Source organism: Bradyrhizobium sp. SRS-191 (genome assembly GCF_024586915.1).
Lineage (GTDB): Bacteria > Pseudomonadota > Alphaproteobacteria > Rhizobiales > Xanthobacteraceae > Bradyrhizobium.
The window spans coordinates 91,026-102,982 of sequence record NZ_JANBVS010000015.1; the positions used below are offsets into that span (position 1 = coordinate 91,026).

Annotated in this window: 13 protein-coding genes and 2 pseudogenes; 4 read left to right on the forward strand and 11 right to left on the reverse strand. The window is 62.1% G+C overall.

Annotation, left to right across the window (positions count from 1 at the left end):
* Positions 1-15: 15 nt before the first annotated feature.
* From oxlT (NLR35_RS24455) to NLR35_RS24480, 6 genes are all read right to left on the reverse strand, one after another.
* The gene (oxlT, locus tag NLR35_RS24455) at positions 16-1,332 is read right to left on the reverse strand and encodes an oxalate/formate MFS antiporter (RefSeq protein WP_257169085.1); all 1,317 of its coding nucleotides are present in this window, start codon (positions 1,330-1,332) and stop codon (positions 16-18) included.
* 244 nt (positions 1,333-1,576) lie between these two features.
* Positions 1,577-2,866 (reverse strand): oxalate/formate MFS antiporter, encoded by a 1,290-nt coding sequence (oxlT, locus tag NLR35_RS24460; protein WP_257169086.1) that lies wholly within the window; start codon positions 2,864-2,866, stop codon positions 1,577-1,579.
* Positions 2,867-3,074: 208 nt separating this feature from the next.
* Positions 3,075-4,574 carry a tripartite tricarboxylate transporter permease gene (locus NLR35_RS24465; protein WP_257169087.1) on the reverse strand — a complete coding sequence of 500 codons (1,500 nt, stop codon included), beginning with the start codon at positions 4,572-4,574 and terminating at the stop codon, positions 3,075-3,077.
* Positions 4,575-4,616: 42 nt separating this feature from the next.
* A complete protein-coding gene (locus tag NLR35_RS24470) occupies positions 4,617-5,111 on the reverse strand; it encodes a tripartite tricarboxylate transporter TctB family protein (RefSeq protein WP_257169088.1) in 495 nt (164 codons plus the stop codon).
* Positions 5,112-5,120: 9 nt separating this feature from the next.
* A complete protein-coding gene (locus NLR35_RS24475; protein WP_257169089.1) occupies positions 5,121-6,119 on the reverse strand; it encodes a tripartite tricarboxylate transporter substrate binding protein in 999 nt (332 codons plus the stop codon).
* Between the two features lie 367 nt (positions 6,120-6,486).
* Entirely contained in the window at positions 6,487-6,624 is a 138-nt protein-coding gene (locus NLR35_RS24480) for a hypothetical protein (protein ID WP_257169090.1), read from the reverse strand.
* Between the two features lie 376 nt (positions 6,625-7,000).
* Here NLR35_RS24480 and NLR35_RS24485 point away from each other — a divergent pair, with 376 nt between their 5' ends.
* Positions 7,001-7,492: a peptidoglycan-binding domain-containing protein gene (locus tag NLR35_RS24485; RefSeq protein ID WP_257169091.1), complete on the forward strand. Its 492-nt coding sequence runs from the start codon at positions 7,001-7,003 to the stop codon at positions 7,490-7,492.
* A gap of 40 nt (positions 7,493-7,532) precedes the next feature.
* Here the strand turns inward: NLR35_RS24485 and NLR35_RS24490 are convergent, their stop codons facing one another.
* Positions 7,533-7,940 (reverse strand): hypothetical protein, encoded by a 408-nt coding sequence (locus tag NLR35_RS24490; RefSeq protein ID WP_257169092.1) that lies wholly within the window; start codon positions 7,938-7,940, stop codon positions 7,533-7,535.
* Positions 7,941-8,244: 304 nt separating this feature from the next.
* On the opposite strand from NLR35_RS24490, the gene NLR35_RS24495 reads away from it, so the two are divergent.
* Together NLR35_RS24495 and NLR35_RS24500 are read left to right on the forward strand one after the other, a co-directional pair.
* On the forward strand, positions 8,245-8,535 hold the full coding sequence (locus NLR35_RS24495; protein WP_257169093.1) for a hypothetical protein: 291 nt from the start codon (positions 8,245-8,247) through the stop codon (positions 8,533-8,535).
* A gap of 199 nt (positions 8,536-8,734) precedes the next feature.
* A complete protein-coding gene (locus NLR35_RS24500; protein WP_257169094.1) occupies positions 8,735-9,439 on the forward strand; it encodes a hypothetical protein in 705 nt (234 codons plus the stop codon).
* Between the two features lie 66 nt (positions 9,440-9,505).
* Here the strand turns inward: NLR35_RS24500 and NLR35_RS24505 are convergent.
* A pseudogene (locus tag NLR35_RS24505) lies at positions 9,506-9,648 on the reverse strand (formyl-CoA transferase); the annotation flags it as partial.
* Between the two features lie 107 nt (positions 9,649-9,755).
* Here NLR35_RS24505 and NLR35_RS24510 point away from each other — a divergent pair.
* Positions 9,756-10,049 (forward strand): hypothetical protein, encoded by a 294-nt coding sequence (locus NLR35_RS24510; RefSeq protein WP_257169095.1) that lies wholly within the window; start codon positions 9,756-9,758, stop codon positions 10,047-10,049.
* A gap of 783 nt (positions 10,050-10,832) precedes the next feature.
* Here NLR35_RS24510 and NLR35_RS24515 read toward each other — a convergent pair.
* The 3 genes and pseudogenes from NLR35_RS24515 to NLR35_RS24525 all read right to left on the reverse strand — a co-directional run.
* A pseudogene (locus NLR35_RS24515) lies at positions 10,833-11,045 on the reverse strand (formyl-CoA transferase); the annotation flags it as partial.
* On the reverse strand, positions 11,039-11,500 hold the full coding sequence (locus NLR35_RS24520) for a hypothetical protein (RefSeq protein ID WP_257169096.1): 462 nt from the start codon (positions 11,498-11,500) through the stop codon (positions 11,039-11,041). The pseudogene NLR35_RS24515 and the gene NLR35_RS24520, both read right to left, overlap by 7 nt.
* Positions 11,501-11,544: 44 nt before the next feature.
* Positions 11,545-11,826 carry a hypothetical protein gene (locus NLR35_RS24525; protein ID WP_257169097.1) on the reverse strand — a complete coding sequence of 94 codons (282 nt, stop codon included), beginning with the start codon at positions 11,824-11,826 and terminating at the stop codon, positions 11,545-11,547.
* Between the last annotated feature and the right edge of the window lie 131 nt (positions 11,827-11,957).

The following is an 11,957-nucleotide window of genomic DNA, read 5'->3' on the forward strand; positions in this document are numbered from 1 at the left end:
GGAAGAAACAGGGGCTCAGGCGGTGCGGACGTCCTGCGTCGCCGGCTGGGTGGCCGGAGCCTCCTTGCCAAGGATGAAAGCGCGGCGCAGCGGCTTGATCACGAACAGCGCCATCAGGGCGGCGGTCGCATTCAAGCCGACGCCGATCACGAACACGGCCTGCCAGCCATACTTGGCCGAGACCAGGCTCGCGAGCGGGACCAGCAGCGAGGCGGTGCCCTTCGCGGTGTAGAGCATGCCGTTGTTGGTGGCGGCGTATTTGCTGCCGAAGGTGTCGCCCGAGGTTGCCGGGAACAGGCTGTAGATCTCGCCGAACACGCCGAAATAGACGGCGGTGGCCAGCACGAACACGATCGGGTTCTGCCCGTAGTTCGACAGCGTCAGCAGCATCACCGCGGCCGTGCCGAAGGCGATGAACATGGTGTGCTCGCGGCCGATCGTGTCCGAGATCCAGCCGAATATCGGACGGCCGAAGCCGTCGAAGATGCGGTCGAGCGAGATCGCGAACGTCAGCGCGGCCATCTGGAAGCCGGCGAGCGACACCGGCTCGTTGGCGATCTTGAAGTCGTGGGCGATCGGCGCGATCTGGGCCGCGGTCATCAGGCCGCCGGAGGCGACCATCACGAACACCAGGTACATGATCCAGAAGATCGGCGTGCGCAGCACCTGCGGCGGGGTGTAGTCGATCTTGCTCTGCGGCAGGTTGAGCTGCTTCTTGCGCGCCGGCGCCGCGTGGGTCGGCGGCCGCAGGAAGATTGCCAGCACGAACACGATCAGGCCCTGGCCGATGCCGAAGGTGAAGAACGCGCTCTGATAGCCGCTCGAGGCGATCATGCTTGCGATCGGCACCACGGTCAGCGCCGCGCCTGCGCCGAAGCCGGCAGCAGTGGCGCCGGCGGCGAGGCCGCGGCGGTCGGGAAACCACTTCAGCGCATTGCCGACGCAGGTGCCGTACACAGCACCGGCGCCGATGCCGCCGATGACGGCGCCTGCGTAGAGCAGGGTGAGCGAGTCGGCATAGGAGTTCAGGATCCAGGCCAGCGAGATCATGACGCCGCCGAACATGATCACGACACGCGGGCCGTATTTGTCGACGAACCAGGCTTCGACCGGCACGAGCCAGGTCTCGGTGACGACGAAGATCGTGAAGGCCAGCTGGATGGCCGTGCGGCCCCAGTGATATTTCGCGTCGATCGGATCGACGAACAGCGTCCAGCCATATTGCAGGTTGGCGATCATCGCCATGCAGACGATGCCCATCGCGAGCTGGACCCACCGGAAGCCGCTCGACTGCTGCGGGGTGGGCGGTGAAGCCTCTGTGCTGGAAACCATGAATCCTCCCAAAGCGCGCTCTCTTGGAGGTTGCCGCTGCGACCAGCGCGCTCCTCATCTGCGCATCCGGTCATCCTGGTATAATATATTCCAGTCCGCAATATGGCCTGCGACACAAGGTGCGACATGCTGCTCTGCAGCGAGACGCGGGCGGCCGATCAACCAAAAGAAAACGCTCGGCAAAATGCCGAGCGTCGCGTCTGTGGAATCGTTCTATTTTATTTTTGCTGCGAGTGCGAAGTCGCTATTGCAGCATGGACTTCTCGACCACGACCTTGCGCCAGGGCTTGAGCACCGCGATCGAGAGGATCGAGGCCAGGATGTTCGCGCCGGCCGCGATGATGAAGACGCGGTCCCAATCGCCCGATGACTGCTGCATGTAGTTGGCGATCGGCACCAGCAGCGCGGCGGTGCCCTTCGCGGTGTAGAGCAGGCCGGCATTGGTGGTCGCGAACTTGGTGCCGAAGGTGTCGGTGCAGGTCGACGGGAAGAGCGAGTAGATCTCACCCCAGGCAAAGAACACGAAGCCGGAGAGGATCACGAACCACACGGGATCATGGCCGAGCATGTACAGCGCCCAGATGCCGATGCCTTCCATGCCGAAGGCGATGAACATCGTGTTCTCACGGCCGATATTGTCGGAGATCCAGCCGAAGAACGGACGCGTCAGGCCGTTGAGCACGCGGTCGATCGTCGCCGCGAAGGTCACGGCCGTCATGGTCATGCCGATCAAGGTCACCGGGATGTTGTCGACCTTCCAGTCGCCGGCGATCGGCTTCAGGTTGGCGGTGACCATCAGGCCGCCGGCGCCGACGATCACGAACATGAAGTACATCAGCCAGAAGATCGGCTGGCGCAGCACTTCGGTCGGGTTGTAGTTGCGGCGGCTCTGCACGAGGTTCGCATTCTGCGTGACCGCGGGCACCTGGCCTTCCTTGGGTGCGAACAGGAAGAAGGCGAGGATGACGATGATGATGCCTTGGCCGAGACCGAAATACAGGAACGTGGTCTGGAAGCCGGAGTCGCGGATCATCGCCTGGATCGGCGCGACGGTCAGCGCGGAGCCCGCGCCGAAGCCGGCGGCGGTGATGCCGGCCGCGAGGCCGCGCTTGTCCGGAAACCACTTCAGCGCATTGCCGACGCAGGTGCCGTAGACGCCGCCGGCGCCGATGCCCGCGATGATCATGCCGAGATAGTAGCCGTTGAGCGAGGTGGCGTAGGCGTTGATCATCCAGCCGATGGCGCAGAGCACGCCGCCGACGAGCACGACGATGCGCGGGCCGTATTTGTCGACGAACCAACCTTCGACCGGCACCAGCCAGGTCTCGAACAACACGAACAGCGTGAAGGCCCACTGGATCGAGGCGCGATCCCAGCCGAACGTCTTGGCGATGTCAGGGACGAAGAAGGTCCAGCCATATTGGTAGTTGGCGATCATCACCATCGCCAGAACGCCGACCGCCAGCTGCGTCCAGCGGTAGGCGTCACTTACTCTTGCAGATGCGGGCGCCCCCGCGTGAGCCAAGTCCGTCATGTTTCCTCCAGGCTGTCTATTTTTGACCTAACAGCTATGCGGAGTTTGGTATATGATATGCCAATAGACAAGCTGATTTCCGCGGAGCTGCGGCTCCTGCACTGCGAAGCCGGCCCAAAAAAACCAGCGATAGCAAGGCAAATCGCTGCAGCGACAATACGACGCGGCAGCGGAGAATTGTAGATCAACTATCGGATTAACGTCCGGTTTATGCGGCCGCCCCGCGCAACCGGCTCCATCCCTGGTTGATGGCCGACCAGAACAGCGCAACGAGGCCGAGCACCATGATGGTGCCGACCAGTCCGTTCGCGAAGAACACGGCGAGCGACCCCTGGGATCCCAGCAGCGACTGCCGGAAGGCTTCCTCCGCCTTGTCGCCGAGCACGATCGCCAGCACCAGCGGCGCCAGCGGGTAGCCGCACTTCTTGAACAAATAGCCGAGCACGCCGAACACCAGCATCATGACGACGTCGAACGTGCTGCTGTGCACCGAATAGGCGCCGATGGCGCAGAGCACGAGAATGAGCGGTGCAATGATGCTGAAGGGGACCCGCAGGATCGCCGCGAAGATGGGGACGCAGGTCAAGACGACGAGCAGGCCGGCGAGATTGCCGAGATACATCGAGGCGATCAGACCCCAGACGAACTCCTTCTGTTCGACGAACAGCATCGGCCCCGGCTGCAGGCCCCAGATCAGGAGGCCGCCAAGCAGCACCGCCGCGGTGGGCGAGCCGGGAACGCCGAGTGACAGCATCGGCAGCAAGGCTGCAGTTCCCGCGGCATGGGCCGCCGTCTCCGGCGCGACCACGCCCTCGATCTCGCCATGTCCAAAATTCTTGCCGCGCCTGGAGAGGCGCTTGGCGATGCCGTAGCTCATGAACGAGGCCGGCGTGGCGCCGGCCGGCGTGATGCCCATCCAGCAGCCGATCAGGCAGGAGCGCAGCGAGGTCAGCCAATAGGCCGGCATCTCCTTCCAGGTGTGCAGCACGACGCGCAGATTGATCTTCGCGTTGCCGCCGCGGAAACTCAGGCCTTCCTCCATGGTCAGCAGGATCTCGCCGATGCCGAACAGGCCGATCACCGCAATGAGGAAGTCGAAGCCGTTGAGCAGCTCGGTGATGCCGAAGGTGAGCCGGAGCTGGCCGGTGATGGAATCGAGACCGACGGCGGCCAGCGCGAAGCCGATCATCATCGCCGCGACGGTCTTGAACGGCGGCTCCTTGCTCAGTCCGACGAAGCTGCAGAAGGCGAGAAAGTAAACGGCGAACTTCTCGGCGGGGCCGAACTGCAGCGCGAAGCTCGCCACCAGAGGCGCGACCACGGTGATCATCATCACCGCGAACAGCGCGCCGACGAAGGACGAGGTGAACGCCGCGGTGAGCGCCTCGCCGGCCTTGCCCTGCTGCGCCATCGGGTAGCCGTCGAAGGTCGTTGCGACCGACCACGGCTCGCCGGGGATGTTGAACAGGATCGATGTGATGGCGCCGCCGAACAAGGCGCCCCAGTAGATGCAGGACAGCATGATTATGGCCGAGGTCGGCGGCATGCTGAAGGTCAGCGGCAGCAGGATCGCGACGCCGTTGGCGCCGCCCAGCCCCGGCAGCACGCCGATGATCACGCCCAGCACGATGCCGAGGAGCATCACCATGATGTTGAAGGGTTGGAGGGCGACGGCGAAGCCGTGAAACAGATTGGCGAGTTCTTCCATGCCGGCTTCGTCCTGCAACCCTTCAGCGGATGATCGTTCTTGTCAGAGCCCGAGCCATTCCTCGACCGGTCCCTTCGGCAGCGGGACCATGAACCAGCGCTCGAAGATCAGATAGGTGACCACCGGCATTCCGATCGCGACAACGGCGACCGTGAGCCAGCCGTACTTGCCGAGCCAGCGCATGAACCAGGCGATGAAGATCATCGATGCCAGATAGAGCCCGGTGAAGGGCAGGGCGCCGACATAGATCGCGGTCGGCACCACCACGCTCATGACCTGGCGCAGTTGCGTCCATTCGGCGAACAGCCCGCCGTCATCCTCGCGCAGCGTGTTGCGAAAATTCATCGCGCTCGACGCCACGATGAACAGGCCGACATAGAACGGGAAGAAGCCCGCGCGCGGCCCCTCGGCGCCCCAGTTGATTCCCGCCTTCACGCTGCCGACGATCACGATGATGCCGAACAGCGCAATGGCGAGCGTGACGCCGAGCTCGACCGCTCTATGGCTCGGGCCGGCGGAGCGTCCCTGACTGCTCATGTGCGCGGCTCAGTTCGACGCCAGGAAGCCGGCGTCCTTCATCAGGGTCTCGTGCCGCTTCTCCTCGGTCTCGACCCATTTGGCGTAGTCGGCGCCGGTCATGAAGGTAGTATTGAACGCGCCGGTCTTCATGAAGTCCTGCCAGTCCGGTGTCTCCCGCACCTTCTTGAACAGCTCGACATAGTATTCGACCTGGTCCTTGGTGGCGCGCGGCGACATGAAGATGCCGCGCAGCATCAGGTACTCGATGTCGAGGCCCTGCGACTTGCAGGTCGGAATGTCCTTCCAGGCCTTTCCCTCGGTGATGGGCTCGTCATAGCTCATCGGCTTGGCGTCGAACACGCAGAGCGGCCGGACCTTGCCGCCGCGCCATTGCGCCACCGCCTCGATCGGATTGTTCACGGTGGAATCGACGTGGTTGCCGACGAGCTGCACCGCGACCTCGCCGCCGCCCTTGTAGGGGATGTAGGTGAACTTCGTGCCCGTCGCCTTCTCCATGGCGACCGTGATGATCTGGTCTTCCTGCTTGGAGCCGGTGCCGCCCATCTTCAAGGTGCCGCCGGCCTGCTTGACCGCCTCGATGTAGTCCTTGGCGGTCGTGTACGGCTTCTCCGCGTTGACCCACAGCACGAACTCGTCGAGCGCGAGCATCGCGACCGGCGTGAGATCCTTCCAGCCGAACGGGATGCCGGTGGCGAGCGGGGTGGTGAACAGGTTCGACAGCGTGATGATGATCTTGTGCGGGTTGCCTGCGGACGCCTTGACGTCGAGGAAGCCTTCGCCGCCGGCGCCGCCGGACTTGTTGATCACGACCAGCGGCTGCTTCATCAGGTTGTGCTTGGTGACGATGCCCTGGATCGTCCGCGCCATCTGGTCGGCGCCGCCGCCCGTGCCGGCGGGAACGATGAACTCGACAGGCCGGACCGGCTCCCAGCCCGCGAGAGCCGGAATGTTGCCTGCGGCCAAGGCCACGCCGGCCGCGAAGGCACCGCGCACAAAACGCTTCATCGACGCTTTCTCCCCTTCAATCTCGGACCTTCGCCGCTTCTTCCGAGCCGCTTACCGGGTCCCGATCCCGTCTCATTCCTCAATCGTTGACAGCTTCAACGTCGTCACGCTGGTCGGCTCTCCCTCGGCGCGCCGCGCGCCTGCTGGATGCAGAAGCGAGCAGCCGCACGCGACAGGAGTTTGCCGATTGCCAATCGACCGATTTGATTTTGGTATGAGAAAGCGGCCGACCGCAATTGAGGAGATGGGCTGGTGCGCCTGCGGAGCCAATTTGTCGCAGCCCACGGGGGCGCTCACAAAAGCAAAAAGCCCCGGGATCCGGGGCTTTTGACTGGGCCGTGCTGATAGGGCGTGGGACGCGCCAGGCTCAGAGGCCGAAATAGGGCAGGTCGCCGTTGCGGTTGGCGGCGCGGGCGCTGACCATGAGCACGCGGTCGAGGGCGGCCAGGAAGCGGCCGAACAGGGACACCGAGTTGACGAGGGGGAGGGCGACGGTCTTGGCCATGGTTTGTCTCCTTCAGTGGCGGTATGACGTTCTGACTGAGGAGAATTTACGTATACCAGATGCCAGATACAATGACGGATATTGCATAGCGATATGAGGTTTTTGCGCTGCAGCGTCTATGTCACAATTGGGATTACTTATCGAAACCGGCATTCTCATATGGAAAGGGCCGCCCAATGCTGGGCTCGAAAGGTATCGGGGGACAGATGTGGCGCGGACGGCACGCTCCAACAATTGCCGTCAAGCGCGGGAACCCGGCACGACGGACCGAGGTTGATTGCACCAAAGCTGGACGGCGCCGGGAGTGGTCATTCCTTCATCGCGCCGGTTCGGGATGGAACAAATGATCGGCAGATTTGAGGGCGAAGGAAGAGCCATGCGCGCCTTGATCCTGGCAATGTCCATCCTGACGGTCGTCGCGAGCGCTGACGTCGCGAACGCTGGTCTGAGCAGTTCACCTCGTGAAGCGACCGAACCCGCCGATCCCGCGATCGCCGCGAAGGACGGCAGCCAGCAGGACGCAAACCAGCAGACCGAGAATCAGATCGGCCTCACCAAGGCGAAGCGCCGCGCCGTCCAGCGCGGGCTGACCCGACTCGGGTTCGACACCAAGGCGAACGGGACGTTCGATGACCAGACGCGCGCCGCCATCTCACGTTGGCAGGAGGAGCGCAGCTATCCCGCGACCGGCTTCCTCAACCCCGCCCAGCACAAGGTTCTGATGACCGCGGCCACCGAGGCTGCCAAATCCGACCGGCAGGCCCGCCGCAGCTCAGGGCGTGCGCGGGGGCAGCGAAATGTCGGAGGGCCCATCGGCGCGATCGGCGGGGCGATGCACCGCGTGGTCGGCGGGATCTTCGGCAGGTGAGGCGTTCACTTCAATCAAGTTGGAAGCGCGCACCGAGAGCTTAGGAAGCCAGTCCGTAGTAGCGTCGGTAGAAAGCAAGGTGCTGCTGCGGCGAAAAGCGATCAAAAACGCCTGCACGCTTATCCCCCTGAAGCCTGTCAAAAAGCTCTTTCGCTTCAGGGGCGCTGTTCGAACGCAGGAATTGTTCGGTGGCTTCGAGACCTGCTCCGCAGACGAACTGAATGTCGATGCAGCACCCCGCGTCGAAGGACGACATCTTGGCGTCGTAGATCAGAAGAGCATCACTTGGATCGCCGGCTGAGAACAGCTGTATGCACAGTAGCAGCAACGGCTCATTGCTGGCGCGATCGGCATCTTCGGTTTCAGCTTGGATGAGACGTCGGATCTCAGGGAGATCTTCCGTAACCGGAGTGAGACCGAAGCGGGCGAGGAGTTCATTTTCGTCCATGGCGAGGTGGAGTCTAACAGATTTACGGTGCGGCCAACACACGGGAGCTTGCCGATGCCTCCTGTTCCAGAAATTCATTGACTGTAACGGAGAGATTGTAGTGTGAGTCCCCCGCCACCAGGCAGGCGGGGATCGAGGGGGGATGTTCATGGGGCAATCGGGGCGACGGTGGAGGGCATGGGCCTCCGTGACTGGCCTTGTCGTTGGTGCGTGTACGCTCGCGGCGTGTAGCAGCGCCGAGAGGCACGCGTTCTTTCCGCCTGAGACACCAGACCCGAAGGAAACGGCCGCCGTTGCGGCCGAGATGCCCAAGAACTACCGGGAGCTGGTGGCCGAGCAGATCAGAGCATTTTATGCCTATCGCCACGTGCTGCGCGATGCCAAGATTTCCCAGCCTTATCTCCGCTATGGCGGGCTGCTTCGCGGCGGCACGATGCCGACCGTGTGCGTTGCCCTTTATCGCGCAAATCCATTTGGGATCGTGGTGAGAGACAATCTCGCCTTCGCCTACCGGGATGGCAAGATGCGCAGCATCCTTATCGCGACGGAGTCCTGCAGCGATCTTTCCGATTTCACCGAGCTGAAGCGCTCATGAAGCGCCGACCGGATGAGGATCACACGCTGGTGGACCCTATCGCCTAAAGGGGGGCGATGCATCTCGTGCTCAGAAATATTCGCTCTGTTTTATGACGATAGGCTTCCGCTGAAGCCTATTCATTGCTTGCGGCCACGTCTCCCTGCGGCAGGAGCATCGCCGTAGAACCCGTCTTTGATCCATGTCCGCAGGTGCCAATGTGGCTGACAAGATAGTCGCCCCTCGTCTGTTTGTGATCTTTGCGCGTGAAGCCTATGAAGCCGTCATCTTTCGCCGGGGTCCGTCGGCGTGGTTTCATATCGTTCGCTGGAACACGAAGAGCGATAAGTTCTATCCCGGCGCCTGGCTGAAAGGGCGCATCTATCCAGAAAAGTGCGATCTGTCGCCTGATGGTGAATTGCTTCTGTCGTTCATCCACCAAGGTCGTACTCTGAAGACGGATTACAAGTCTGCATGGAGTGCGATAAGCCGGAGTCCCTGGCTTCATGCCCTTGGGCTGTGGCCCCAGGGAACGACCTATGGCGGAGGCGGGCGATTCACCGGCAATCGAAGCGCCGTGCTGAGATTCTACCCGGTCGCAGCGCATCCAAATCATTTGGGAGCAGGGCTCGATGTGAGCTTTACTGCATCCGATACGAGCTTTGCCAAGGAAAGCGATCTCGCTCCTCTGCATCGGTCGACCCGAGAGATTGAGGGAGCCGAATGGACCGGCCGAGATCAACGCGGCAGATTGATCTACTCGGCTGATGGCAAGCTCATCTGCGCGGCGACCAAGACACGGGAAGCGATCTGCCTCGCCGATTTCAACAATCTCGTGCCAGACCCGCAACCGCCCCCTCTTTCCGCGACTTTGCCGATCGGAGCAGAGAGGCGGAAGCGCCGCGTCGAACCTCGAAGGAGATAGCGTCCTCGCGCGCGATCGGACGCCGGAGGTCGAGTCCAATCTCTCGTCGATCACGGCGGCGCCCGCTCAGTCTGCAGCTTGCTTCGGCGGCGGATCGGGCGCGCCGGAGGCGGGATCTCGGCGACCTGCTGGTCGCCGAAGCCGAGGACCTGGCGGAGGATCTCGTCGGTGTGCTCGTCGAGCCGGAGAGAGCGCGCCACGTCCGCCGGGGCGGCACGCGGGCGGGGCCGTGGTCCATAGTTGAAGCACCTCCCGACGTGGCGCATGATACGTTATAAAGGTCGATCGCCTACCTTTCAGACCATGGAAGTCGACGATGCGCAGTGCATTCAAGCAGGTTCTGGGATCTGGCACGCTTGCCTTAATCTTGTTCAGTGCCGAAGTGGCGCACGCCGCCAGCCCGTCGACAATGATGGCGCAATGCCGGGGCCGCGCGGCCTCGTCGTTCCGATTGCGTTTGCCCGACGTCGATACGAAGTACGAAGGGCAGCGCGTTGACGGCACGCATGCCGTCAACGGAACAGCTTACCCGCTTGGCCGCACCGTGACCTTTCAATGCAGTTTCGACCGCCCCGGGCAGCGCATCCTCCGGTTCGTCGTGAACCGCTGATGCCGGTCTCCGCTTCGCGGCGGGCGCATAGCATGTGTGCGCGACGTCATGAATTCAACATGGTCATCTCATGCGGCGAATGAATGATCTCGACGAGAGTGTAAGGGAGCCACCGAAAAATGCGGCGCGACGGGATGCTATTGAAGCGATACTGCGCGGGTGAGTTCGATGAGGTCTGGCGGGAAATCCGCTCATACCAAAGCATTGACGGTGAATTTCGCGACGAGGTCATGGAAGTTGCCGATGCGACGGGTCGCGCAAAACGCTGACCTTGTCGCCTCCCGTTTGCAGGCCATTGGCTGGCGCGCCCTATCATCCTCATATCACCATCTTCGAACTCCTCCGAGAAGGGACGACGAGGAAGTCTTCGCTCGGATTGTCGAGATCTCCGGAGCACCGATTTGCCCGACGTTGCTAGTCTAAGGCGGCATGGCTTACCGCAGCAACGCCACGAGAGGTCCTATTGCAAAGATCCAAAAACCGAAAGCTGCCTCATTTCTTATCTCCCATGCGCGATATTTTTGTCCTGCTTCACTGAACAGCTCCTTGTCTACTTGTCGCGCAAATTTTCGGGCGAAGATCACGTGTTTGCGATCCACGCCGGGAGCTAAGTTTTCGAGGGCGTGAGTTAGGAGATAAAGCTCGAACCCGCCGAAGACAGCCACACCCAAGACCCAGATATAGACTGCCATCAGCCAGCTCCCTGCCGTGCGAATCTAAAATGCCGGCCCCGTGTCGGCTGTGGTCAAACAGCCAAAGTGCGAACGACTGCGGCACTTCTGCTGCGTCTCGGTCTTCGGCGACCTGGTGGTCGCTGAAGCCGAGCACCTGGCGGAGGATCTCGTCGGTGTGCTCGCCGAGCAGGAGCGAGCGAGTGACGTCGGCCGGGCTGTCCGACAGCTTGACCGGGTTGCCGACCGAGAGATACTTGCCGCGGGTCTCGACCAGCGTGCCGCTCTTGCGCAGCGACTCGTACTCGGCGATCTCCTTCATCGCGCTCGCTGCATCAACGCGTCGTAGGCCGCAGTTGGAAATGGCGCCCCATAATTGTGCTCAAACGTCGCATCGCTTGTGCTTGCTCGAACGCTCCTGAGGGCTGCGACGAACGGTGAAATAATCTCCTGTCGAGCGCCTCCGAACCGGAAGACAGTCGGCTCCGGTCGCAAGGCGCTGCGCTTGTGGTCCGGCCAGAGATTTATCTTCAGGACGGCCTGCGAGGATTGCGCTGCCGCCTGCAGCAGCAGATCGCATTCTGGTGCACCTATAAGGAGTCGGATTCGATCATCGATGAAGCCGTCATGCAAAACGCGAATCGCATCGCAAAAATCTTCGAAGAAGGGATAAACTCGCGTTGTGAAGTCCGCCTCGAATTGTTGTGAGCCTGATGAGAAGCGCAATGTCATTCCTCCACTGACGGGAGGGGAGATTTCGATTCGAAGCTGATCTGGCATGCGGCTATTCTGAGGTCTGGGGCGGGCTAAATACTTAGATGCGATCACTCGTAGCTCTTCCCGGCGCTCAGGAATTCAGCGAAGCGGCGCCAGAGATTGTTTGCGGCGAGCCCCTGGTCAACTCCAAAGTCGGTGGATTCCGCCCACGCGGCAGCAGCTTCAAGGTAGGTTTCGATCCGGATATTCTCCCAACCACCTGCATCAGGCTCCCAGGTCGAGCTTGGCTCGGCCTTCTCGCGCTGCACTGCAGCCTCTCGGTCGGCCACTAGAGCGGAAACGAACGCCAGGAATGAGCTGGCGTCTGTGACGGCTTCCAATTTCATCATCAATTGCTCGTTCGAGCCAGATTCCGACAAGGCACCACCCGCCTATTCGAGCTCACCCCGACGTCGTCGCACTCAAGTCGAGGCTAGCAAATGATCCGCTTAGCTTCATACGAAAAGCCGCCGGACGACGC

Bases quoted from the DNA above. Each gene is read 5' to 3' on its own strand.
- NLR35_RS24470 (WP_257169088.1), bottom strand. From the start codon at position 5,111: ATGAGCAGTCAGGGACGCTCCGCCGGCCCGAGCCATAGAGCGGTCGAG.
- oxlT (WP_257169085.1), bottom strand. From the start codon at position 1,332: ATGGTTTCCAGCACAGAGGCTTCACCGCCCACCCCGCAGCAGTCGAGC.
- oxlT (WP_257169086.1), bottom strand. From the start codon at position 2,866: ATGACGGACTTGGCTCACGCGGGGGCGCCCGCATCTGCAAGAGTAAGT.
- NLR35_RS24495 (WP_257169093.1), top strand. From the start codon at position 8,245: ATGCCCAAGAACTACCGGGAGCTGGTGGCCGAGCAGATCAGAGCATTT.
- NLR35_RS24525 (WP_257169097.1), bottom strand. From the start codon at position 11,826: ATGATGAAATTGGAAGCCGTCACAGACGCCAGCTCATTCCTGGCGTTC.
- NLR35_RS24480 (WP_257169090.1), bottom strand. From the start codon at position 6,624: ATGGCCAAGACCGTCGCCCTCCCCCTCGTCAACTCGGTGTCCCTGTTC.
- NLR35_RS24490 (WP_257169092.1), bottom strand. From the start codon at position 7,940: ATGGACGAAAATGAACTCCTCGCCCGCTTCGGTCTCACTCCGGTTACG.
- NLR35_RS24520 (WP_257169096.1), bottom strand. From the start codon at position 11,500: ATGCCAGATCAGCTTCGAATCGAAATCTCCCCTCCCGTCAGTGGAGGA.
- NLR35_RS24475 (WP_257169089.1), bottom strand. From the start codon at position 6,119: ATGAAGCGTTTTGTGCGCGGTGCCTTCGCGGCCGGCGTGGCCTTGGCC.
- NLR35_RS24485 (WP_257169091.1), top strand. From the start codon at position 7,001: ATGCGCGCCTTGATCCTGGCAATGTCCATCCTGACGGTCGTCGCGAGC.
- NLR35_RS24465 (WP_257169087.1), bottom strand. From the start codon at position 4,574: ATGGAAGAACTCGCCAATCTGTTTCACGGCTTCGCCGTCGCCCTCCAA.
- NLR35_RS24510 (WP_257169095.1), top strand. From the start codon at position 9,756: ATGCGCAGTGCATTCAAGCAGGTTCTGGGATCTGGCACGCTTGCCTTA.